Below are 21,996 nucleotides of genomic sequence, written 5' to 3'. Positions count from 1 at the left end.
TCTAAGGAAATTCAGGTGATGCGGGCTGAAACCCAGTCCCAATAGCCGAGCCGGGTGTCGCCGTTGGCGACCTCGGCCTGCCAGTCGGCAACCGGGTGATCGGGATACTCGGCCCAGAGATCATCCTCGGGGAGATTGATGCCCATCAGACGATCCCTCCCTCGATCGCGCGGGACAGCACTTCGCGGGTGGTCTCGATCTCAATGCGGTCGGCAAAGACCGCGCACCATCCGCCACCGAATTCGTCCCGTCTTGCTCGGGAGCAAGAAAAGGCGAATTCGAACCCGATGGGAGCCTGACGGAGCGTGTCCTGGCAGCAATGCCGGATCAGTTGGCCAAGCGCGGCGGGCTGGAAATCGGTCATGCTCCAGAAGGAGACGATACTGACGCCGGGCTGATCGAGCGTGTTGCCGCCCTCGAACTCAACCCCGAAATTCGGAAAATCGGGATCATCGAAGATTGCAAGAAAACCGCTCCATGTATCATCCGGCGCGACCGACGGGAACGCCATGAGGAACTCCGGCGTAGGTTCGGCCGGGGTGTCCCCGTCCCCGAGATCATAACTTGCCTGAAACGCTTCCTCAATCAGGGCCATCTCGGCATGGCTGCAGGTAAAGGCAAAGCTGCCCTGGGTGTAGCTATCAGCCATGGCACAGCTCGCACGCCTGCGCCGAAGCCCCTTCACCCTCGACAATGGTCACCGGCGGCGGTGTGAACTCGGCGGAGGCAAACCACGTCTCGATTGCCTCGAGAGAACCGAGCGCGCGCAGCCCGCTTCGGGTCAGCACGACCTCATCGCTTTCGGTGAGATCGAAATAGGCGGCAGGGCCCTTGCCTGTGAACACCGCGCGTTCGGGACCGAACGCGCCCGCGCAGCTGCCCGAGCCCCTGACGAAAGCGATGCCATGCTGCTCACAAAAGCTCTCGGTCTCCTGAAAAATGCCTCCGGGCAACTCACAGGCAAAGGCTTCGAGTACCTCATCATTGCGGACGGACGTATCGTCCAGGGCTTCGCCTTGCCAGTCGGCGCGGCCGCCATCCAATTCGACAGCCGCGATGAGCCCGGAAATGCAGGATCGCGGGATGTGTCCGCCGATCACGATGGACGCTGTTGCACGGTCAGCCATTTTGAATCTCCTTTTGAAACGGGGCGAGCGGGTCACTTCACCGCCGCTCCAGCCTCAAAACCCCTCCCCCTCTCCACCTGCACAAATTTTAGGCAGCCCCAATCTCGAGCCGGGGATACCTGACGAGCAGATCGAATGTCGCAGCCGTTAGCGGTGCTATGGGTCGATGCTCGAGATGGACCAACATTCGCCGATCAACGCTCGTCAGCGGCAGCGCCGATCAGATGGCGCAGCTTGGCCCAGGCAAGGTCCTCGCCGGCGCGCAAACCATGGTTCAGGCCCTGGCCGTAAAGCCGGTAGGCGGCGGCGGTCACTTCTGGCGTCGCGCTTGCGGGAAACAGCGCGACGAACTGGCCTTCGTCGTCGAGCAGTTCGAACACGTCGGTGCCGGAACTGAGGCTGGTGATGGCAATGCGCGCCGGACTGTTCAGCTGTTCGAGGTCTGCGTTGAAACTCTCGACGAACAGTGGGTCAAGGATAGGGTCGTTTTGCGCCATGGGACTTCTCTGAAAAACGCGGCCGAACATCCGGCAGCGCCCTTCCCCACCCCACTTCCCTCCCGGACGATCAGATCAGGTCCTTCAGAACCCGGTCGGGCGATGGCGGGGGTTTACGCTCGCCCCGATACTGTCGCCGAGATGGCCGCGAGAACCTCTTCGGCCCGGTCCACCGGCACGAATATCCGTGTCACATAGGCGATCACCTCGGTGAAGCATCCGCGTGCCTTCAGCCATTCGCGGTCCTGCGGCTGGGCGCTGCGCAGTTCGAGCCGGCGGCTGTTGTTGACGAAGACCGAGACCAGGCGCGCGCCGTCGAGGCCCGGTACAGGCACGCCCTCGTCGCTGCGCGCCGCCGCAATCAGTTCGACAGGCGTCAGCCTCACCGAAGCAGTCAGGCCGAATTCGCTCTCGAGCTTCTCGACCGCCGCGGACATGACGATGCGCCCGAGAAGGGCCTCGCCGTTTCCATCGCCGATGCGCCAGACCCGCACGTCATCGGCGGGGAGCTTGTGCCAGACAGGAAGCAGCAGGCCGGTCGCCAGGCTGATCGTCTCGACCTCGAGTGCAGCCGAGGCAGTCGCGACCTCGGCGTCCCACAGTTCACGGAAGTGATCGCGGTCGATCGGCTGCCAATGGCTGGTCCACAGAGCGCCCAGCGACATCCGGTCGTTGCCGGTAGGGCGAACGAGCTGACACATCGGCACAGGCCTGCCCTCATCGTCGGTGACCGACCAGGACGGCACCCGCAGCGCAACACGGCCCGAGCGGCCATTGCGCAGGAAAGCAATATCGTCGGTGCCCTCCCAGATCTGCATGAGGCGGTTCCAGGACGTCACCCTTGGGCGCATATGCAGTTCAAGCCGGAGCAGCCGGGTCTCCGCGCCGGTCAGCGGATCGGTGCGCAGCACCTGATCGGAGAGCGGGACGATGCGTTCGGCCCGGATCGTCTCGACGCCGAGATCGAGTGTACCTGCTTCGCGCGCGGCATCGACGCGGGCCTGGATGAGGCCGATATATTCCTCGAAGATCGCGTTCTGTGTCGCTATGCGTAGCGCCAGTATCCGGTTGAGCCAGCGCTGGATCGGCGGCAATTTTTCGAGCAAGCCGCCCCCGTCCTGCTCGGTCAGCTTGAGGCCGGTCATTGTCTGGAAGTCCAGGAGGGTGGTGCTGGCGAGCTTGCCGGCATGGAGCAGATGATACCACTGCGTCAGCGCTTCCTTGGCATAGTCGCTTTCGAGGTTGTCCGCCGGATTGAAGAGATTTTGACCGCCCGTCTGACGCTGCCCGCGGGTCAGTGCGCCGAGGCTGTCGAGTCGGCGCGCGATCGTGCTGATGAAGCGCCGTTCGCCCTTGCAGTCGGTGGTGACGGGGCGGAACACCGGCGGGCTCGCCTGATTGGTGCGGTGCGTACGCCCGAGCCCCTGGATCGCGGTCGCGGCCTTCCAACCTGGTTCGAGCAGGAAATGGATGCGGCGCTTGGCCGCGCTGCCGCAATTGAGATCGGCATGATAGGATCGCCCGGTCCCGCCCGCATCGGAGAAGGCGAGGATGGGCTTTCGCCCCGCCATGAAGTCGTCGCTGTCAGCCTTGCGGGCACCTATCCCTCGTGGTTCGAGCTTCTGGTTGCCGCGCGGGTCGAGCACGATGCGCCGCGTACGCCCGGTCACCTCGGCGACTTGGTCGCTCCCGAAATGGGCGATCAGCGCATCGAGTGCGGCCGGGATCGGCGGCATGCCGCAAAGCTGCTCGATCAGCGTCTCGCGCGCCGCCAGGGCTTCCTGGCAGTGGACCGGCTGGCCATCCTCGCCCACCATCATTTCCGAGCGCATCGTCCCATCGCTCGCCTTGAAGGCGCGCAGCTGCCGGGTCGGAAAGGCGTTCTTCAGATAGTCCACGAGTCCGTCGAGCGGTGAGACATCCACGAAAAGCTGCGCGCGTTCCTGCGCAGAGAGCGCGGCAAGCCGCCGGTCGAGAATGGCCTCCCCGGTGGTGACAAGTTGCACGACGGCGGCATGGCCTGCGGTCAGTTCCGTTTCGATCGCGCGGATAACGCTCGGGATCTTCATCGACAGGAGCACGCCGGAATAGAACCTCTGTTTGGCACTCTCGAACCTGGACAGCGCCGCTCCTTTGGCCTGCGCGTTCAAGGTGTCACTCGACATGCGGTCGATAATATTGGTAGCCTTCAGCGCCTCGTCGAGATGCCGGTGAATGATGCTCCAGGCATCACTGTAGGTGTCATAGATTGCGATCTGGTCAGGCGTGAGCCGGTGTTCGAGCGCTTCATATTCGACCCCGGCAAAGCTCAGCGCCCGCGCGGTATAGAGTCCCATGGCCTTGAGATCGCGCGCGACGATTTCCATCGCGGCAATCCCGCCATTGTCCATCGCCGCCATGAAGGCCGCGCGGTCGCGGAAAGCCGTGCCGGGACCCCACAAGCCGAGTCGCGCGGCGTAGCAGAGATTGGCGGGATCGGTGGCGCCGGTCGCCGAGACATAGAGCACCCGCGCGCGGGGCAGCGCGTGCTGCAATCGGACGCCTGCCAACCCCTGCTCGGAGCCCTTGGCGGTACCGAACTCGGTGTCGGTTCCGGCGGCATTGGCGAGCGCGTGAGCCTCGTCGAACACCAGAAGCCCCTCAAAATCCTCGCCCAGCCAGGCGCGGATCTGCTGCAGACGCGAGGTCTCGTCATGGCGCGAGGATCGCAGCGTCGCATAGGTGAGGAACAGGATGCCGCTTGCCATGCCGATGGGCTGGCCCAATGGGAACGCATCGAGCGACTGGATGTCGATGGGTAGGCCGCCAAGCGCAGACCAGTCGCGGCGCGCGTCCTCGACCAGGCCTGAACTCACCGAAATCCACACCGCCTTGCGCTGTCCCCGGTTCCACTGGTCGAGAATGCAAGCGGCAACCTCGCGGCCCTTGCCGACGCCGGTGCCGTCGCCGATGAAATAGCCGGTGCGGTAGACATGGCCCTGCGGCGTCTCGCTGAGCTGATCGCCCGCGTCATTGGGCAGGAATACACCCGGCAGATCGCGCTCGAATGCTTCGCCGGCATGGATCAGGGTTTCGAGCTGGGCGTCAGACAGCGCGGCAATCGCACGATCCTGCAACATCGGCCGGTAGCCGGGCGCAGGCGGCAGCACCGAGGCCATGGCGACGGATTCGACCAACTGGTCGGGGTGCGGCCTCGCGGCAGGAATTTCGATGCGGGCGAGCCGCCAGGGGACATAGATGCCGACCGGATCACCAGCAGGCAGCGGCGCGTCCCGGACAGAATAATCGAGCATGCGCGGAATATCGTCGATGCGCGGCTCACGTTTTGGTGCGGCAAGCCGGGTGCCGGCGAGGTTCGTGAAGAGCGGTGACGCCGAAGCTTTGGCAACGGGCCGCCCCCTTGGCCGTGCCATCGCAGGCGCGGGAGGCGGCGATTGCGACGGGTCGATCCGGGGCGGCAGACCAAGCACGATCGGCAGGGCGGCCTCGATATCGAGCACGGTATGGCGCACGGGTATCCCCGTCCAGCCCTTGTCATAGATCAGCAGCCGTACCGCGATGCTGGTGCCGTGCTTGGCGTAGGGACTGCCGAGGATGGTGATTTCCGCTCTGGGCGGAACAACTTCGGCCACCGCCGCATAACCCGCCGCGCCACCGCCGTCTGGAGCGAAACTTGGGCTCATGATCGCGACGCAGCGCCCGCCCAGCGCGAGGCGCAGCAGAGCCGAGCGGAGATGGCGAGCACCCGCATGTCGATCGCGGCCCCGACCCTCGCTGCGGCTGAAGGGCGGGTTGATCAAAACCACGCTCGGCGTCTGGCCGCCTGCCAGCTTGTCGTGGATGAACTCCGCATCATGGGTCGTGACGTCATGACTGAGCGCCAGTCCCAGCAGAGCCGCCCGCTGCTCGTCCCGTTCGTTGAGGAGCAGGCGGGCACCAGCCCTGGCGGCATGGGCCGCGAGCATGCCGGTTCCCGCCGAGGGTTCGAGCACCAGATCATCCGATGTGAGCTTTGCCGCCCGGGCCGCGAGCCAGGCCAGCGCCAGCGGCGTGCTGAACTGCTGGAGATCGACCTGGTGTTCCGAGCGGTAGGTCTGGGTCGGCAGGCTGTTCTGGAAGGCGAGCAGCGCCGCGAAGGCCGCCTCGGGATCGGCCGCGCTGATCACTCGCCAATCCTCGCGCTGAAGCAGCAGCACCTGTGAGGCTTCCAGCGCGTCATAGGCGTCGCGCATCGACCAAGCGCCGTCCGCATCGGACGCACCGAAGGCTTCCACCATCTGCCGTGTAAGGAACTGGCGGGTGACGGTGCCGGACCGCGTAAGCGTGTCCGCGACGACGCGGGCGACCGTGAAGAGCGTATCCGCCGTGGAAGAGTCGGACAGGAAGTCGGACTCGGCGAGTTTGAGCAGGGACAAGTTCATCGGGCGCGGTCCTTCGGAAATCGGGCGGCCATCCGCCCCGTCGCCAATGGCCCTCCCCCTTCCTCCCGGCAGCCAGCCAAAAGGAAACGGGGCCGCGGCATGACACCGCGGCCCCGTCAGGAGGGCAGGTTCGTGAGTTCAGGCAGCGGCGGCGAGCGAATCCATGCCCCCGTCTTCGCGAGATTCCGCGCCATCTTCTACGAGATCCCCGGCTTCGAGATCCTCGTCGCGGCCTGCCGCCTCGGCGGGTTCTTCAAATGCCTCGGCATCGACACCGATCATGGCATCCGTCTCGGCATCCACGGGCTCGAAGCGCATGGCATCGGGCAGCCAGCTGATCGCCCGTTCCTTGATCTCCGCCTCGACGAGGATGTCGCCCGCGAAGAGCTTCTCGGCCGAGGCGGCAAGGTCGTGCTTTTTCGACGCCCCGTAACGGTGACGCAGTTCGGCGCTGCCTACGGTTTCGAACAGCGTCAGGATCGCCGGCTTGGTGATCCGGTCGAAGTAGTTCTTCGCGGTCGGTCGCCACCAGGCCGCGACATCGATCGCCAGCTTGGCGCCGAGATGGTCGATGAAAGCGCTGCCGGTCCTGCCAGCGGGCACCGCATCGAAGGTCCGCGCGATCGCCCAGCCCAGCCAGGCAGCGCGGGCCTCGTCGGAAAGCGCGCAGAAGGCGTCGTAACGGTCGCGGACATCTTCATGGTCGATCCAGCTGCGATCGAGCGCGCTGTCGAGCTTGGCCCATTCTTCGGCCGCCAGCGTACCGCTCTCGAAACTGGCGACCCGCGGGGACGGCGCCCGGGCGCGAAGTTCGCTGGCAAGATCGCTGCTTCCATAATGCCGGGTCGCCGCATCGGCCATGATGAAGGTGCCGACGTCGAGCGCGAAACGCGGGTCGCTCGCGACGTGGACTGCAAGAAGTTCGGTCTTCATCATCGCCATTTCGTCTGCAAGCCGCTGGCTCATGACCGGCTTGGCCGAGCCTTCGGCTTCCTCGCCGTGATCCGCGTCCTCATCTGCACCGGCGTCGCCTTCCTCGTTGTCTGGCGTTTCGACCGGCGCGACATAGAGCTGCTCGTGGATGCGAGGACATCCGTCGCGGCCGATGACGACATAGGCAAGCGCGGACGCCTTCTGCTCCTCGGTCAGGATCGGATTGCGCGACTGGATCGCCTCATATTCAGCTTCGAGCGCCTGGGTCCGCGCCTCGTCGTCCTCGGTATAGCCCTCGCCATTCTCGTCTGCCGCAGCTTCCTCGATCGCTTCGAGTTCGTTCTGGATCTGCTCGCAGCGGGCTTCCTCTTGCGGACTGAGCGGGGGGAGCTCACCCTGAACCTGCCGCAGGCCATAGGTGTCCATGTACGAGATGTGGGAAGCAGGCACGGCGCGGATTTCAGCGAAGCCCTCGCGCTGACGGATTGCTTCGGCGGCTGCGGCAAGTTTTTCCTCAGCGAGGTGATCGAGGATGTCGCCGTCGATCCACATCTCGGTGGCATCGTCGGAAAAGAGGTCGGCATCGATCCTGCCGCCCGCCGCGACATAGTCCTCGCGCCCGACCAGCAGCGCCTTGGGGTCGCTGCCGCGATAGCCACCAGAGGCGAGCTGGCGCCGGATTTCGCCGACATTGGCGCGATAGTAGCCCTGGCCGAACTGCTCGTACACCGAGGCCTGGCGCGCGGCGTCTGACGTGCTGGCATAGGCCATGGCAATGTCGAGCGTGATCGACCCGTCGCGCAGGGCCTCGAACACCGGTTCGGCAAGACCGGCAAGGCGCAGACGGCCCAGCACGAAACGCTCGGTAAGGCCGAAGCGCTTGGCGATGTCGGCGGGGGTCTTCTTCTCGGTCTCGATGATGTCCTGGAATGCCCGGCAGGCATCGGCAGGATTCATCGCCAATTTGAAGAAATTCTCGGACAGGCTGATCTCGACCGCGTCGTTGGCGTCGGCAAGAACCTTCACCGGCAATTCGTATTCGGCGGGCAGATCGCCCTTCTCGATCGCGCGGTGGACGGCATCGAGACGGCGACCGCCGGCGGTGATCCGGTACTGGCCCTTCTTGCGCGCGACCGGCAGGCCGATCAAGTTCTGGAGCACGCCGTGCGCGACGATGCTGGCTTCGAGCTGGGCGTCGGCCTCAGCGTCGCTGGTCTTGCGCACATTGCTGGGCGATTTGGCGAGCTTGGCCGCCGATACGAGAATGATAGGCTGGGACATCGATATTCTCCTGGCGGCCATGGCCCGACCATTCAGGCCGCTTGCCGCAACCAGTTCCCCACCCCCTTCCCTTCCGCACGAAGAACGTCGTTCCAGTCATTGAGGCCATCCGGCGGCCACAAGGTCTCGATGGTCCTGCCCGGCATGGCATAGGCTTCGGCGGCCTTGGCCGCACCGATCCGTCCGCCTCTGTCATTGTCGGGCAGCAGGATCAGCCGTGTGACGGTGTCGGGAATGGCGATATGCGGCAGGCGCTCATTCCCTAGCGTAGCCCAGACGGGAATATCGAGCAGGAGGATCGCCGAAAGGGCGGTTTCGATGCCTTCGGCAAGACCAAGCGTGTGGGTCGCCGGCGCAAGCACGACAGCACCATTCCCCGGTCGACCGAGCATGCGCCGTGGGTTACCAAGATCGCGTGCCCGGCGCGGCTCGTCAGGAGCAAGAAACGTCCGCTGGAGCGCGACCAGCCGTTCCCTCTCGTGGAGTGCCGCAAGCATCGCCGGTCGGAACACTGCACGCTTTCCTCGGCCCAGCGGTGTGCGTCGGTGAAAGCGCAACGCCGGCGGCCACAGGATAATCGAGCGTCGTCGCAGATACTGCTCGGCTGTCGTTCCCATGAGTGGGCGCGCGTCATCCCACAGATCGAGAGCCCGCTGCCGCAGCCATGTTGGACTTATGGAGTACTGCGATGTCGGTGATGTCGATGCGCCGTTCAACGGAATGTTGCTGCCGAGCCGGCGGATTGCCCGGATGACGTCAAGCGTGTCGCAGCCGGCAAAGCATTTGAACAACAGTGCTGCATCACCGACACGCACGGAAAGGCTGGGCGTCCGATCATCGTGAGCGGGGCACCGACACATCGCACCACGAGGCGTCCAGTTCCCGCCGAGGCGTTTGACCAGATCGGCAGCCGCAGCTTCGAGATCGGATTTGGATTTGGAGTGTAGATAGGATGGGATGGACATTTGGCCTCCCGGATTCCCTGCCCATGGGGCAAATCAGTTGTTCGATATCACCTGGGCCGACAGCAAATCCGCCCAATCGCAAAGCGCCTTCTTCCGAGCGTCGAACATCTCGGATTTGTTATAGACGCGCATGATCTTCGACCGCGTCGCGGTCGCAACGTGGTTCAATATTCGATCTGCGACATGGGGCGGAACGCTCAGTATCTCGCAGGCGTGCGTATTGAAGGTCGTCCGCAGATCATGCACGGTCCAGTGCGGCATGTGCTCAACCGCTTCTGGATCGCCCCCCACCTGTTCCGCTTCCTTGATCCGGGCGGCCCGGATTGCCTTGTCGATCCGGCGCTTGGCTTTCGTGAAGCCCGAAACTGATGTTTCGCCGGTGGTCGAAAACAGGAGCTTGGAATCCTTCGGCCGTTCCTTGTGATTCAGTGCCTCGACAATGATGGAACGGGCCAACGGTGACAGCGGAACACGCAGAGCCTTGGCATTCTTCGTCCGGCCAGCGGGCAGCACCCATATTCCTTGGTCTGGCGCGTCGTCATCCCCAACTGACAGGTCTGCGACCGGCATGGCCGAAATTTCTTCCCGCCGCATCGGCAAAGCGATGAGCAAGCGGTACAACTGCTCGAATGGGTATCCAAGGCCAGTGGTTGCCGTCCAGACCTCGCTTAGTTCCTCAAGGGTATGAAATCGGTCGCGTTCGTTTTCCTTGGCCGGCTTGCGGATGTTCTTCGCGGGAGAATCGGTGAGGATTTCCTCTTCGACGCACCAGTTGAAGAAGGCTGACGCATAAGCGAGCTTCCGGTTGGCGGATATCGGTGCCTGACGAGCATGTTTCTTGACGAGATCGCTGATCTCCGCGCGGGTAATTGAAGCCGGCTTTCGGTTTGCGAGCGTTGTCAGGAGGCCCTTCTTGCCATCAAGAGCACGGCGAGTCTGACTGCCGCGGCGATGTTGTGCGAGGATGAGTTCCTCGTAGAGGTCCAGTACGTCCTTGAGGGTTGTCCTGGTCCGTATCTCAAGAGCAGCTTCGCGTGCCGCAACCCGCTTCTCTTCGTTGAGGTCATGGCCCTGCACGACCTTGGCCCGCGCCTCCTGGGCTGCCGCTCGTGCCTCGGCAATACCCATACCCGGCCATGAACCGAGTTTGATGCGCGTGGGTTGGCCATTTTTCAGCCGCCCCCAATACGACCAGCTTGCGGATCGTTGACCGGCACGGATACGCAGGCCAGGCTCACGGTCATCGCGGAGTTCGAGTTGCCCGGAGGCACCATTCTTGGCCCGCAGGATCAGGGCCTCTATGCCGTTTTTTGTAAGTGAGGCAGCCACACGAACACTCCCTTGACCCAAAAATTAGGTTGCATATAGGTTGCACCAGAGCCCCGACTGACGGGAATTGGCGCAAGCCAACGATGGACACCCAAGGACGAGACCCTGTGAATTTCCTATTATATATCAGTATGTTGGAGATTCAAAATTGGACGCCGGAGGACATTGGGGGACGTGCCAGGACGTTCAAAAAATCGCCCTTGGACGTCTCTTAATCAGCGGGTCCTAGGTTCGAGCCCTAGTGCGTCCACCACTTCCTCTCATCACAGACTGCCAAAATGGGGAGACTGTCGGAACGGCAGGTGTACTCTCGGCAGCAACGAATGCGACAATTGTATCGCGTAAACACACGCGAGGCGATCGACCTGACCGTTCAGCATCAGAATCCCGCAACAATGCGCAAATGAGCATCGTCAACCGGGTCTATTGAAGGCCACGCCCTGACATTCTCTTCCGCCTGATGCAGCCTTGGCTGCTTACGGGCTATGTGTCGATTACGTGTTCCCCCAGCCTCAGAAACGCATCGAACCTGTATCGATATAACGCTGATGCCACGAAAGTGCTTCAGTCAGTAGCGAAGGTGCATGTTTCCCGTAGGAGGACACCAGCGCACGGGCGTAATAATCCTCGAGCATCGGCCTGAAATCGGGATGTGCGCATTTTTCTATAATCAACGCCGCGCGCTGTTTTGGTGCCAGCCCGCGCAGATCCGCCAGACCCTGCTCGGTCACAATGATCTGAACGTCCTGCGTGATGTGATCGACATGGCTGACCTGGGGTACGATCGCTGAAATCGCCCCCCCTTTCGCTGTCGAAGGTGTCATGAAAATCGATACGAACGCATTGCGGGCAAAGTCGCCAGATCCGCCAATGCCGTTTTGAATGCGCGATCCCATCACATGGGTGGAATTGACGTTCCCGTAGATGTCCGCCTCGATCAGCCCATTCATCGCAATGCAGCCGAGACGACGGATGAGTTCGGGATGGTTGCTGATTTCCTGCGGGCGCAGGATCATGCGCTCGCGATAGCGTCCCATGTCGGCGTTGACCCGCGCAGCGGCATCAGGCGAAAGCGAAAAGGATGTGGCCGACGCCATGAGGAGCTTGCCACTGTCGAGCAGATCCAGCATCCCATCCTGAATGACTTCGGTAAACGATGTCATGCCCTCGAAACGGCTGTCTATCAGGCCGGTGAGCACAGCGTTCGCAATATTCCCAACACCGGACTGGAGTGGCAACAACGCAGGCGGCATACGCCCCATTGCAACTTCGTGTTCAAAGAACGCGAGGAGATGCCCCGCGATTGCCCCAGCAGCGGCGTCGGGCGCGGTAAATGGCAGGTTTCGGTCAGGAATATCCGTCAACACGATAGCGGCAATCTTTTCCGGATCGCATTGAAACAACGGCTGGCCAATCCGGTCGTCTGCGCGAACCAGTGGGATCGGCACCCGGTGTGGCGGCAAGTGGGTGCCGTAATAGATGTCATGCATCCCTTCCAGCGCCGGATTCTGCCAGCTGTTGACCTCCAGAATCACCCGTTTCGCACGTTCGAGCCACGTCTTGTTGTTCCCGACGGACGACGATGGAATCAAATCGCCAGATGCAGTGATCCCGGTCACTTCGATCACAGCCGTATCCAACGGGCCAAGAAACCCTTGCCACGCCATTGGCGCAACCTGGCTGAGATGCATGTCGAAATAGGCCATTTCGCCGCGATTGATCTTTTCGCGGGCCACAGGATCGCTGTTGTAAGGCAGCCGGAATTCAATGCCGTTTGCCCTGGCCAGAGCACCGTCGAGTTCAGGTCCGGTGGAGGCACCCGTCCACACTCGCACCTGAAAAGGGTTTCCTGCGTCATGTTCTGCATTGATGCGTTCTGCGAGAGCGACGGGCACCGCCTTGGGGTAACCCGCACCGGTAAATCCACTCATCCCCACAGTTGTGCCATCATCAATCAGTGCGGCGGCATCTTCGGCACTCATGACCCGGGAATACAGGGCGGGCATCGCAATTCGGCTATTGGTCAAGGTGATAATCCTTCGCGCGCTATATATCGCGCAATCATAGGGTGATTTCCGTTACTGGCGGAATGCCCCCAGATGCAACCCAAACAATGCCGGCGCACCAACATACTTTTTATGCGCAGCGCCGGTCGTTCCATCCCGGCGCTATACACAAAAAACGGCTGTTCCCGACATTGCGTAAAGTCACCGCACTGGTAGGAAACTGCGGGGAGGATGTTGGGCACTTATGAGTCTTCATGCCGCTGCTCTACTGGCGTTGACCGTCATATTGTTACTGTTCGTGATTGCGGCGGTAGTGGAAGCACGCGGGTCGACATTGGCGAAGTATGCCCGCCTGCGCCACCATACCTATACGCTGGCACTAGGCGTCTATTGCACTAGCTGGACATTTTATGGCGCCGTCGGGAGCGCGGTACGTGAAGGCTGGAATTTCCTGCCCATCTATACCGCACCCATTCTCCTGCTGCTCATCGCACCACGTTTCCTGCGCACGCTTGCCGAAGCTGTGGCGGAAGAACAGGCGACTACTGTATCTGACTTTATCGCCGCGCGTTTCGGGCATGATATCGTCGTCGCCCGGCTGGTCACGATTATCGCCCTGCTTGGAACCATCCCCTATCTGGCCTTGCAACTGCGATCGATCGGCGCGGCGCTGGCAATTGTTTCGGGCGCCGATGTCGCCACCGAAACCATGTTGGTTGTCGCCCCGTTTCTCGCCCTGTTCGCCATTCTTTTCGGCGCACGCCGGTTTGAACTGGCGGGGCGCAGCGAAGGGCTGGTCTACGCTATCGGGCTTGAATCCGCACTGAAGTTGCTCGCACTTTTTGCCGTTGCGGTGGTTGCTGTCATGGTGATCGCCAGCAGCGCCCCTGCCGATCTATCCCACGGTATTTCCGAACTTGAGAGACGCTTTCAGCCGGGCCACCTGTCGATCGAGGTCGCGGTCATTTTCCTGATTTCGATGACAGCGATCATCGCCTTGCCCCGTCAGTTCTACATGGGACTGGTCGAGGCCAAGGCGCCGACCGATCTTGTGCGGGCACGCTTTGGTCTCGCCCTTTATCTTGGCGCGATTACGGCGATGATCGTGCCGATCGCCCTTGCCGGTATGACCATTTTTGGCCCGGAGGTCTCCCCCGATCACTATGTGCTCGAATTGCCAGCGGCCGAAAACTACAAACTGATTGTTGCCGCGGCTCTGCTGGGCGGCATCAGCGCGGCGGCTTCCATGGCCATCGTGGATTCAACCGCGCTCGCCACCATGGTTTCGAACGACCTGGTGTTCCCGACCTTGATGCCCGGGCACAGCACGACCGAGCCGGGCGCAATCGGCAGACGGTTGCTGTTTGTGCGACGCCTTTCGATCGTGGCGATCGTGACCATGGCCCTCGTTTGGGCAATGCTGGTGTCGGCGCAGGATTCCCTCGCATCCATTGGCCTTATCGCATTTGCCGCGATGGCCCAGTTCACCCCACACCTCCTGTTGGCGGCGACGGGCAAGGGGCGGGATTCGCTGGCCGCCCGCGCAAGCCTCTCTATCGGACTGGCCCTGTGGCTCTACACACTGGCGCTGCCGCCAGTGCTGCCTAACGAATGGCTTGCCGCCCTTTCCGGTGGGTTTCTCGATCCCTTGCGTCTGTTCGGCGTCGGCAATGCTTCACCGCTGGTGCACGGCGTCTTCTGGAGCCTCGGTATCAATATTGCGGTCTATGCGATGGTCTCGGCACGCAATGTTTCCACGGCCCCCCTACCCCGGTTTATCCGGCCCGGTCGACCAATCAGCGATCTCGCCGATCTGGTGCAATTGACCGGAAGTTTTCTGGGTACTGAACAGGCGGAACGCGAGTTTCCCGGGCCGCATCGCGGGATTCCGGTGGATCGCAAGTCCGCGCAGCGGGCCCGGGAACTGATCGCACAGGTTGTTGGTGCGTCATCCGCGCGCGCGCTCGTGGCTTCTGCCTTGGCGGAAGGGCAACTGGCCTTGCAGGACGTTGCCCGGCTGCTGGACGAAGGTGGGCAGAGCCTGCGCTTTTCGCGGCGCCTGCTCGCATCGACTTTTGAAAACGTCGGTGCGGGGATCAGCGTAGTCGACGCCAATCTCAATCTGGTTGCCTGGAACAGCCGCTATCTTGATCTGTTCAATTATCCTCCTGATCTGGTTCAGGTTGGCGCGCCGGTTGCCGATCTCATCCGTCACAACGCCCAACATGGCGATTTCGGCCCCGGCGACATTGCGTACCACGTTGCCAAACGCCTCGATCACCTGCGCCGGCGACAATCGCACACGTTCGAGCGGCGCCGCCACGATGGCAAAGTGATCAAGATTGTCGGCGGCCCCATGCCGGGGGGCGGCTATGTCATGTCCTTCACGGATATCAGCGAAGAAGCGCGGGTGCGCGAGGAACTGCGTAAGACTCTGGAAGAACTGGAACAGCGGGTAACCGAACGCACACATGAACTGAGCGAAGCCAACCGGCAACTCGCATTGGCGGATCAGGACAAGACACGCTTCCTTGCCGCTGCCAGCCATGATCTTCTCCAACCCCTCCATGCTGCCCGCCTGTTTACTGCGGCGCTCGAACGCGAAACGAACCCGCAACAGCACGAACTGGTCCATCGCGTGGAAAGCGCGATCGTTGCGGCGGAAGATCTGCTCCGGTCCCTGCTCGACATAAGCCGTCTGGATGCCGGCGGCGTCACCCCCGATCCGGTTGTGATCGAGTTGCGCCCATTCCTCTCGAATCTTGTGGCGACCATCCAGCCCATGGCGGAAAGCAAAGGGCTTACACTGCGGCTTGGGCCTTTGCCGGGCCTTGTTGAATGCGATGCAGGACTGCTCCGCTCGGTGATCCAGAACTTCCTCAGCAACGCCGTACGCTATACCCAGCAGGGGGGGTGTTGATCGGCGTACGGCGCAGAAACACCCATTGGCGCATCGACGTCATCGATAGCGGGGTCGGCATATCCGAATCCCGCATCGGCGATATCTTTTCGGAGTTCATTCGTCTTGGCGAAGTCGAAACCGAAGGTCTCGGCCTTGGACTTGCTCTGGCGCGCCGCATCGTTCGACTGATCGGCGGCAGAATCGAAGTGCAATCATCCCCTGGAAAAGGAAGCCGTTTCAGCCTCTATCTCCCGATTCTTGAAGTTAATTCAATGTCGGTCGATGTTCTTGCGCCTGTCAACGAGATGCAGGCAAGCATGCGCCCCTTACGCGTTCTCGTGGTCGATAACGACGAACGCATCGTAGACGCCAGCGTCGCTCTGCTCCAACGCATGGGGCACCATCCCGTGGGTGCGCGCAGCACCGCAGCAGCAATGGCCATCGATGGTACAATTGACGCAGCGCTTGTCGATTATCATCTGGATGATGGGGAAAACGGCCTCGATCTCGCCACCGAACTGCGGCGCCGTATCCCGCGCCTGCCCGTCTTGCTGGTGACTGCCGAAAACAATCCCGCCATGCGGGCACGCGCCGCCTCGATGATGATCGGAATTCTGCCCAAACCGGTGGCAGGAGGCGCGATAGAAGCGTTTCTCGCTACGGTCTCAATGACGCAGGTCGAGCCCGAGTGATCGCGCCACCAATGCCGCCTGCGTGCGATTGCTGACGTCAAGCTTGCGCATGATGGCCGTCATGTGCGCCTTGACCGTGGCTTCGCTGATGTTGAGAGAATGGGCAATCTGCTTGTTCAACTGGCCATCAAGAACGGCAAGCAAGACCTTGAGTTGCATAGCCGTCAACCCAGCCACGGTCTCGCGCACGTCATGTATATGCGGGTCATCATTACCGGATGGCCGCGCAGGGGCGCCACCGCTAATGGCGCGGCCGATGGCATTCTCGATATCGGCCAGATCACTTCCCTTGCTCAGAAAGCCGATAGCGCCAAAAGCACGGACCTCATCCGCTATACCGGTGCTTTCAGCGCTTGATATCACCAGGATCGGAACATCGGGGCATTCTGCATGCAACAACGCGATACCGGAATAGCCAACCGCGCCCGGCATTTTCAGATCCAGAAGGATCAACTGCAGATCATCCGCCCCGGCAGCGACACCTGCCGCGGCGGCCAACGTCCCGGTTTCCGCTATTCTCGCATCCGGCAAAACCTTCCGAACGGCAAGGCATAGTGCCTGCCGAAACAGCGGATGGTCGTCCGCAACGAGAACGGTGCCCGTCATGCTTCCGTCAATTGCCGCCTGTTGGCGAGAAGATTGTCGACAACCGAAGGATCGGCAAGCGTCGAGGTATCGCCCAAATTGGTCACATCATTTTCCCCGATCTTGCGAAGGATTCGGCGCATGATCTTACCGGAACGCGTTTTGGGCAAGGCCGGAGCGAACTGGATCACGTCCGGCGTGGCAATCGGGCCGATTTCCTGCCGCACCCATTGGATAAGTTCCTTCCGCAGGGCCTCATCGGGCGTGACTTCGACATTCGTGGTCACGAAAGCATAGATGCCCTGCCCTTTGATGTCGTGCGGCATGCCCACCACAGCGGATTCCGCGACCTTGGAATGGGCAACCAGCGCGCTTTCGATTTCGGCCGTTCCCATGCGATGACCTGACACATTGATGACGTCATCGATCCGTCCGGTTATCCAGTAATAGCCATCGGCGTCGCGGCGGCAGCCATCACCGGTGAAGTACATGCCTTCGAACGTAGAGAAATAGGTCTGGAAAAAGCGATCATGATCACCCCAGACCGTGCGCATCTGGCCCGGCCAACTGTCGGTCATGACAAGGCAACCTTCACCAGCCCCCATGACCTCCTTACCATCGTTATCGACCAGTGCCGGTTTGACGCCAAAGAACGGCCGACTGGCAGACCCCGGTTTCAAATCGGTTGCGCCGGGCAAGGGCGTAATCATGATGCCGCCAGTTTCGGTCTGCCACCAGGTGTCAACGATCGGGCACCGTTCTTCGCCCACGACGCGGTAATACCATTCCCAGGCTTCGGGATTGATCGGTTCGCCAACGCTGCCAAGCAGGCGAAGGGATTTACGGTTGGTGCGTCGCACCCAGTCATCCCCTTCGCGCATCAAAGCCCGCAAGGCGGTGGGCGCGCCGTAGAATATTTCGACCCCGAACTTGTCGACCACCTGCCAGAAGCGTGACGGATCAGGAAAATTCGGCACGCCTTCGAACATGACCGTGGTCGCGCCGTTAATGAGCGGCCCGTACACCACATAGCTGTGCCCGGTGACCCAACCAATATCGGCCGCACACCAGTAAATCTGACCGGGATGATAATCGAAAACATATTGATGCGTTATCGATGCCCAGACCGCGTAACCGCCGGTGGTGTGCAACACGCCCTTGGGCTTGCCCGTGGAGCCTGAGGTATAGAGAATGAACAGCGGATCCTCCGCATTCATTTCTTCTATGTCACAGTCTGAGGATTGCAATGCAACACCCTCGTGCCAATCGATATCTCTTCCATCAACAGCACCAACCAGAGCGCCGGTTCGCCTGAGCACAACGACCGTTTCAACACCCGGGCACTGCCGCAACGCATCATCGACATTGGCCTTCAACGGCACCCGTTTGCCGCCACGAAGCCCTTCGTCCGCCGTCACCACAATACGACTGTCGCAATCGATGATCCGGCCGGCCAATGCATCGGGCGAGAAGCCTGCGAACACGATGGAATGGATGGCACCGATGCGCGCGCAGGCAAGCATTGCCACGGCTGCTTCGGGAACCATGGGCAAATAGATGGTGACGCGATCGCCACGACCAATGCCACGCGCCTTCAGCAGGTTCGCAAAACGACACACATCGGCATGAAGCTCATTATAGGTGATTTCGCGATGCGGTTCGGACGGATCATCGGGTTCCCAGAGGATCGCGACCCTGTCTCCGTTACGTTCCAGATGACGATCCAGCGCGTTGGCTGTCAGGTTAAGCGTACCGTCCGCAAACCATGCAATCCCGAAATCCGGTTCGTGGAAGCTGGTTTCCTTTACCCGCGTAAAAGGCCGGATCCAGTCCAGACGATGCGCGGCATCATTCCAGAACGCCTCGGGGGCTTCGATCGAACGTTGATACATCGCTTCATAGGCCTGTGCATCAACCAACGCGGCTTGATCCCAACCGGTCGGGACCGGATAAACCACCTCTCCCATCGCTTGCTCCTGTCAGATTGCGAGGATTGTATGCCCCCGTGTACCCGATCCCCGCTCAGGAACGATGTTAGACAAAGGTCGTAGTTCTACTACCAATGTCGGGATGTTGTCCGTTGTTACATTGGCGCATCCCTCTCTGATCCCAAGTATGACATTGGGGATGGGAGTTCGTGATGCAAAGGCGAAACAAAACCTGCCTGGCGCAATTGCTTGTGGCCACGGCACTCGTGACACCTGCTACCGCATTCGCACAAAGCACCGCACGTGAGGCGCAACTTGAGGCGCGACTTGACCGCCTTGAAGCCGAAATGCAGCAGCTTCGCGGGGAACTGGTAAACGCCAGAACCGAGCAGGCGCAGACCGCAGCCGCGCTGCAGGCGGCCACCGCAAAAAGCGATGAGGCGGCGACCAAGATCGCTACACTCGAAAAGAAGAGCCCGCCTGCAGACGGCTTCCGTGTGGGGAATACCACCGTCAAACTGGGCGGGTTTATCAAGCTTAGTGCGACCAGCAGCCGCTTCAGCGATGGCGAGGTACCCACAAATTCACTTGGCCGGGATTTCTATCTGCCACAATCCATCCCCGTTAGCGGTGGCAAGGCGAGCAGAGTTCAGGATTTCAGCGCCAAGCAATCCCGGTTTTGGTTGAATCTGGGAACCGATGTCGCCGGACAAAATGTTAAGGGTTATCTGGAAGTTGATTTCCAGACTTCACCGGGAACACAAGGTTCGCAACGCACGACCAACGGCTACAATCTCGCGCTGCGCCGGGCCTATCTGCAAGTCGGGCATTTCACCTTCGGACAGGACTGGACCACCTTCCAGTACACCGGGGCGCTACCTGAAACGACAGATTTCTTAGGCGCCACAGAAGATACGGTGTTCGTACGCCAGCCTTTGATCCGCTATTCGATGCCGGTCAGCAACGGTCTGACGTTGCATGCTGCGGTCGAAAATCCGGAATCCGGCACATCGACGTTAGGCTCCCCTGTCTTGATCGAGAATGGCGATGACCGCATGCCAGATGTCACCGCGCGACTGGCTTATACGGGGAATATTGGTGAACTGTCGCTCGCCGGTCTTGCCCGTGAAGTCCGTGTCGAGAATGCTGGTATTTCGGCCAAAAACTTCGGCTGGGGTATCAGCGGTGGCGGCAAGATCTACCTGAATGATGAAAAGACCAGCGATCTGCGCTTCATGGCTACATATGGTAGCAATATCGGGCGTTACGTCGGTCTGAACTTTGCCCCCGATTCCGTATACGATCCAGTAAGCGGAAAACTGGCTGATGTGCGCAACTTCGCCGCACTTGCCGCAGCACGGATCGCGATTGCCAAAGGGCTTCGCGTCAACCTTATCGGCAGTTACCAGAGCGTGAACTACGCTGGGTCGCTGCCTGCCGTCAGTTTGGCGGGATACAATCGCAAGGCGTGGAGTGGCGCCGCCAATCTGTTCTGGACACCGGTTCCGAGTATCGATCTCGGCATCGAATATCGCCACGCAGAACGAGAAGTAGTGGACGGCGCGAAAGGTCAACTCGACCGCGTCGAATTTGCTGCCAAATATAGCTTCTAACCGCAACAGGGATAGGGAGAAGGATCATGGCTACGGTGCCTGCCGACCAGGCCAAGCATCACGAGGCGACGACAAACGAAAAACTTGTCATCACCGCCTCGTCACTTGGCACTGTATTTGAATGGTATGATTTCTACCTTTACGGCCTTCTGGCCACAATTATTTCAGCCCAGTTCTTTTCGGGCGTGAATGAAACGACTGCTTTCATCTTCGCACTCGCCGCATTTGCCGCAGGCTTTGCGGTGCGCCCGTTTGGCGCGCTCGTATTCGGTCGGGTGGGCGACATTGTCGGCCGGAAATACACGTTTCTGGTCACTATGGGCCTCATGGGTCTTTCGACTTTCGTGGTCGGCCTGCTGCCTTCCTACGCCTCGATCGGCGTGGCAGCGCCAATCCTGCTGGTCGTGATGCGTCTGGTGCAAGGTCTCGCGCTCGGTGGGGAATACGGCGGTGCTGCGACTTACGTGGCAGAACACGCGCCCAACAACAAACGCGGCCTTTACACCAGCTTCATCCAGACGACTGCCACGCTCGGCCTCTTTGCCGCGCTGCTGGTTGTTATCGGAACACGTACGCTGATCGGCGAAGAAGCCTTCAAGGAATGGGGATGGCGCGTGCCGTTCCTCGTTTCGATGGTGCTTCTGATCGTGTCGATGTGGATCCGCATGCAACTGTCGGAAAGCCCCGTGTTCCTGAAAATGAAGGAAGAGGGCAAGACGTCGAAAGCGCCGCTTACCGAAGCGTTCGGGCAATGGAAAAACCTGAAATGGGTCCTTGTTGCCTTGCTTGGCGCAGTCGCCGGTCAGGCAGTCGTATGGTACTCCGGCCAGTTCTACGCCATGTTTTTCCTTGAGAAGATGTTGCTGGTCGATGGCGCCACCACGAACATCCTGATCGCCATTGCGCTGGCCATCGGCACGCCGTTCTTCATCTTCTTCGGCTGGCTGTCTGACCGGATCGGACGCAAGCCGATCATCCTGCTGGGCTGTGCGCTCGCCGCGCTGACCTATTTCCCGGCTTTCCACGCATTGTCCGAGGCGGCCAATCCCGCCATGGCCAAAGCCGAAGAAACCGCTCCGGTCACTGTCACGACCAACGATGCCGAATGCTCGCTGCAGTTCGATCCGGTCGGTCGGAACAAGTTCGACAGCCGTAGCTGCGATATCGCCAAGGCGTTCCTTGCGAAGAATGCAATCAGTTATTCATCGGTGGAGGCACCAGTCGGTACGATTGCCGTGGTCAAGATCGGCGATACGAGCATCACGGCTCCGGATCCTGCGATGGTTACTGGCGATCAACGCAAAGCCGCCATCAGCGCTTTCCAGGATGAAGTGAAGGCAGCCCTGAATAGTGCGGGCTACCCGAGCAAGGCAGACCCGGCGCAGATCAACAAGCCGATGGTTGTCGCTATCCTGACCTACCTCGTCCTGCTGGTCACGATGGTCTACGGACCGATCGCCGCCCTGCTGGTCGAACTGTTCCCGAGCCGGATCCGCTACACCTCCATGTCGTTGCCATATCATATCGGTAATGGCTGGTTTGGCGGCTTCCTGCCCACTACCGCCTTTGCGATGGTGGCAGCGACCGGGGATATCTATTACGGTCTGTGGTATCCGATCGTAATCGCAGCCCTGACGGTTGTTGTCGGGTTGCTATTCCTGCCTGAAACCTTCCGCCGCAATATCGATGACTAGGCAGGTTTCATAAACAAGCATCG

General features: G+C 61.0%; 15 protein-coding genes. 4 read left to right on the top strand and 11 right to left on the bottom strand.

Going from position 1 to position 21,996, the window contains the following annotated elements:
* Nucleotides 1-11: 11 nt before the first annotated feature.
* From EGO55_RS21420 to scpC, 9 genes are all read right to left on the bottom strand, one after another.
* Nucleotides 12-146, bottom strand: a complete 135-nt coding sequence (locus tag EGO55_RS21420) for a hypothetical protein (RefSeq protein WP_021690689.1) — start codon at nt 144-146, stop codon at nt 12-14.
* On the bottom strand, nt 146-649 hold the full coding sequence (locus EGO55_RS18265) for a hypothetical protein (RefSeq protein WP_021690690.1): 504 nt from the start codon (nt 647-649) through the stop codon (nt 146-148). Before EGO55_RS18265 ends, EGO55_RS21420 begins: the two co-directional genes overlap by 1 nt.
* Nucleotides 642-1,127 carry a hypothetical protein gene (locus EGO55_RS18260; RefSeq protein WP_021690691.1) on the bottom strand — a complete coding sequence of 162 codons (486 nt, stop codon included), beginning with the start codon at nt 1,125-1,127 and terminating at the stop codon, nt 642-644. Before EGO55_RS18260 ends, EGO55_RS18265 begins: the two co-directional genes overlap by 8 nt.
* A gap of 194 nt (nt 1,128-1,321) precedes the next feature.
* Complete coding sequence (locus EGO55_RS18255; protein WP_021690692.1) at nt 1,322-1,624, bottom strand: hypothetical protein; 303 nt, start codon at nt 1,622-1,624, stop codon at nt 1,322-1,324.
* A 113-nt stretch (nt 1,625-1,737) separates the two neighbouring features.
* Nucleotides 1,738-6,045 (bottom strand): strawberry notch family protein, encoded by a 4,308-nt coding sequence (locus EGO55_RS18250; RefSeq protein ID WP_021690693.1) that lies wholly within the window; start codon nt 6,043-6,045, stop codon nt 1,738-1,740.
* 138 nt (nt 6,046-6,183) lie between these two features.
* Nucleotides 6,184-8,259: a ParB/RepB/Spo0J family partition protein gene (locus tag EGO55_RS18245; protein ID WP_021690694.1), complete on the bottom strand. Its 2,076-nt coding sequence runs from the start codon at nt 8,257-8,259 to the stop codon at nt 6,184-6,186.
* 32 nt (nt 8,260-8,291) lie between these two features.
* Complete coding sequence (locus EGO55_RS18240; protein WP_021690695.1) at nt 8,292-9,224, bottom strand: DUF7146 domain-containing protein; 933 nt, start codon at nt 9,222-9,224, stop codon at nt 8,292-8,294.
* Nucleotides 9,225-9,257: 33 nt separating this feature from the next.
* A complete protein-coding gene (locus EGO55_RS18235; RefSeq protein WP_021690696.1) occupies nt 9,258-10,553 on the bottom strand; it encodes a tyrosine-type recombinase/integrase in 1,296 nt (431 codons plus the stop codon).
* Between the two features lie 512 nt (nt 10,554-11,065).
* A complete protein-coding gene (gene scpC / locus EGO55_RS18230; RefSeq protein ID WP_021690697.1) occupies nt 11,066-12,580 on the bottom strand; it encodes a succinyl-CoA:acetate CoA-transferase ScpC in 1,515 nt (504 codons plus the stop codon).
* A 223-nt stretch (nt 12,581-12,803) separates the two neighbouring features.
* On the opposite strand from scpC, the gene EGO55_RS18225 reads away from it, so the two are divergent.
* Nucleotides 12,804-15,479: a PAS-domain containing protein gene (locus EGO55_RS18225; protein WP_210766569.1), complete on the top strand. Its 2,676-nt coding sequence runs from the start codon at nt 12,804-12,806 to the stop codon at nt 15,477-15,479.
* A complete protein-coding gene (locus tag EGO55_RS21040; protein ID WP_210766568.1) occupies nt 15,473-16,153 on the top strand; it encodes an ATP-binding protein in 681 nt (226 codons plus the stop codon). The genes EGO55_RS18225 and EGO55_RS21040 overlap by 7 nt, the downstream gene beginning before the upstream one ends.
* Here the strand turns inward: EGO55_RS21040 and EGO55_RS18220 are convergent.
* Nucleotides 16,127-16,759, bottom strand: coding sequence for a LuxR C-terminal-related transcriptional regulator (locus tag EGO55_RS18220; RefSeq protein ID WP_021690699.1), 633 nt, complete (start codon nt 16,757-16,759; stop codon nt 16,127-16,129). The genes EGO55_RS21040 and EGO55_RS18220 overlap by 27 nt on opposite strands.
* A complete protein-coding gene (gene acs / locus EGO55_RS18215; protein ID WP_021690700.1) occupies nt 16,756-18,705 on the bottom strand; it encodes an acetate--CoA ligase in 1,950 nt (649 codons plus the stop codon). Before acs ends, EGO55_RS18220 begins: the two co-directional genes overlap by 4 nt.
* 173 nt (nt 18,706-18,878) lie before the next feature.
* On the opposite strand from acs, the gene EGO55_RS18210 reads away from it, so the two are divergent.
* Together EGO55_RS18210 and EGO55_RS18205 are read left to right on the top strand one after the other, a co-directional pair.
* Nucleotides 18,879-20,279, top strand: coding sequence for a DcaP family trimeric outer membrane transporter (locus EGO55_RS18210; protein WP_021690701.1), 1,401 nt, complete (start codon nt 18,879-18,881; stop codon nt 20,277-20,279).
* Nucleotides 20,280-20,305: 26 nt separating this feature from the next.
* Complete coding sequence (locus EGO55_RS18205) at nt 20,306-21,973, top strand: MFS transporter (RefSeq protein ID WP_021690702.1); 1,668 nt, start codon at nt 20,306-20,308, stop codon at nt 21,971-21,973.
* Nucleotides 21,974-21,996: the final 23 nt, after the last annotated feature.

Source organism: Caenibius tardaugens NBRC 16725 (genome assembly GCF_003860345.1).
Taxonomy (GTDB): domain Bacteria; phylum Pseudomonadota; class Alphaproteobacteria; order Sphingomonadales; family Sphingomonadaceae; genus Caenibius; species Caenibius tardaugens.
The sequence above is the reverse complement of the archived record's forward strand: the minus strand, read 5'-3'. Positions and strand labels throughout refer to the sequence as shown.

Excerpts from the sequence above, each read along its gene's own strand:
- EGO55_RS21420 (WP_021690689.1), bottom strand. The coding sequence starts at position 146 with ATGGGCATCAATCTCCCCGAGGATGATCTCTGGGCCGAGTATCCCGAT.
- EGO55_RS18265 (WP_021690690.1), bottom strand. The coding sequence starts at position 649 with ATGGCTGATAGCTACACCCAGGGCAGCTTTGCCTTTACCTGCAGCCAT.
- EGO55_RS18260 (WP_021690691.1), bottom strand. The coding sequence starts at position 1,127 with ATGGCTGACCGTGCAACAGCGTCCATCGTGATCGGCGGACACATCCCG.
- EGO55_RS18255 (WP_021690692.1), bottom strand. The coding sequence starts at position 1,624 with ATGGCGCAAAACGACCCTATCCTTGACCCACTGTTCGTCGAGAGTTTC.
- EGO55_RS18250 (WP_021690693.1), bottom strand. The coding sequence starts at position 6,045 with ATGAACTTGTCCCTGCTCAAACTCGCCGAGTCCGACTTCCTGTCCGAC.
- EGO55_RS18245 (WP_021690694.1), bottom strand. The coding sequence starts at position 8,259 with ATGTCCCAGCCTATCATTCTCGTATCGGCGGCCAAGCTCGCCAAATCG.
- EGO55_RS18240 (WP_021690695.1), bottom strand. The coding sequence starts at position 9,224 with ATGTCCATCCCATCCTATCTACACTCCAAATCCAAATCCGATCTCGAA.
- EGO55_RS18225 (WP_210766569.1), top strand. The coding sequence starts at position 12,804 with ATGAGTCTTCATGCCGCTGCTCTACTGGCGTTGACCGTCATATTGTTA.
- EGO55_RS18220 (WP_021690699.1), bottom strand. The coding sequence starts at position 16,759 with ATGACGGGCACCGTTCTCGTTGCGGACGACCATCCGCTGTTTCGGCAG.
- acs (WP_021690700.1), bottom strand. The coding sequence starts at position 18,705 with ATGGGAGAGGTGGTTTATCCGGTCCCGACCGGTTGGGATCAAGCCGCG.
- EGO55_RS18210 (WP_021690701.1), top strand. The coding sequence starts at position 18,879 with ATGCAAAGGCGAAACAAAACCTGCCTGGCGCAATTGCTTGTGGCCACG.
- EGO55_RS18205 (WP_021690702.1), top strand. The coding sequence starts at position 20,306 with ATGGCTACGGTGCCTGCCGACCAGGCCAAGCATCACGAGGCGACGACA.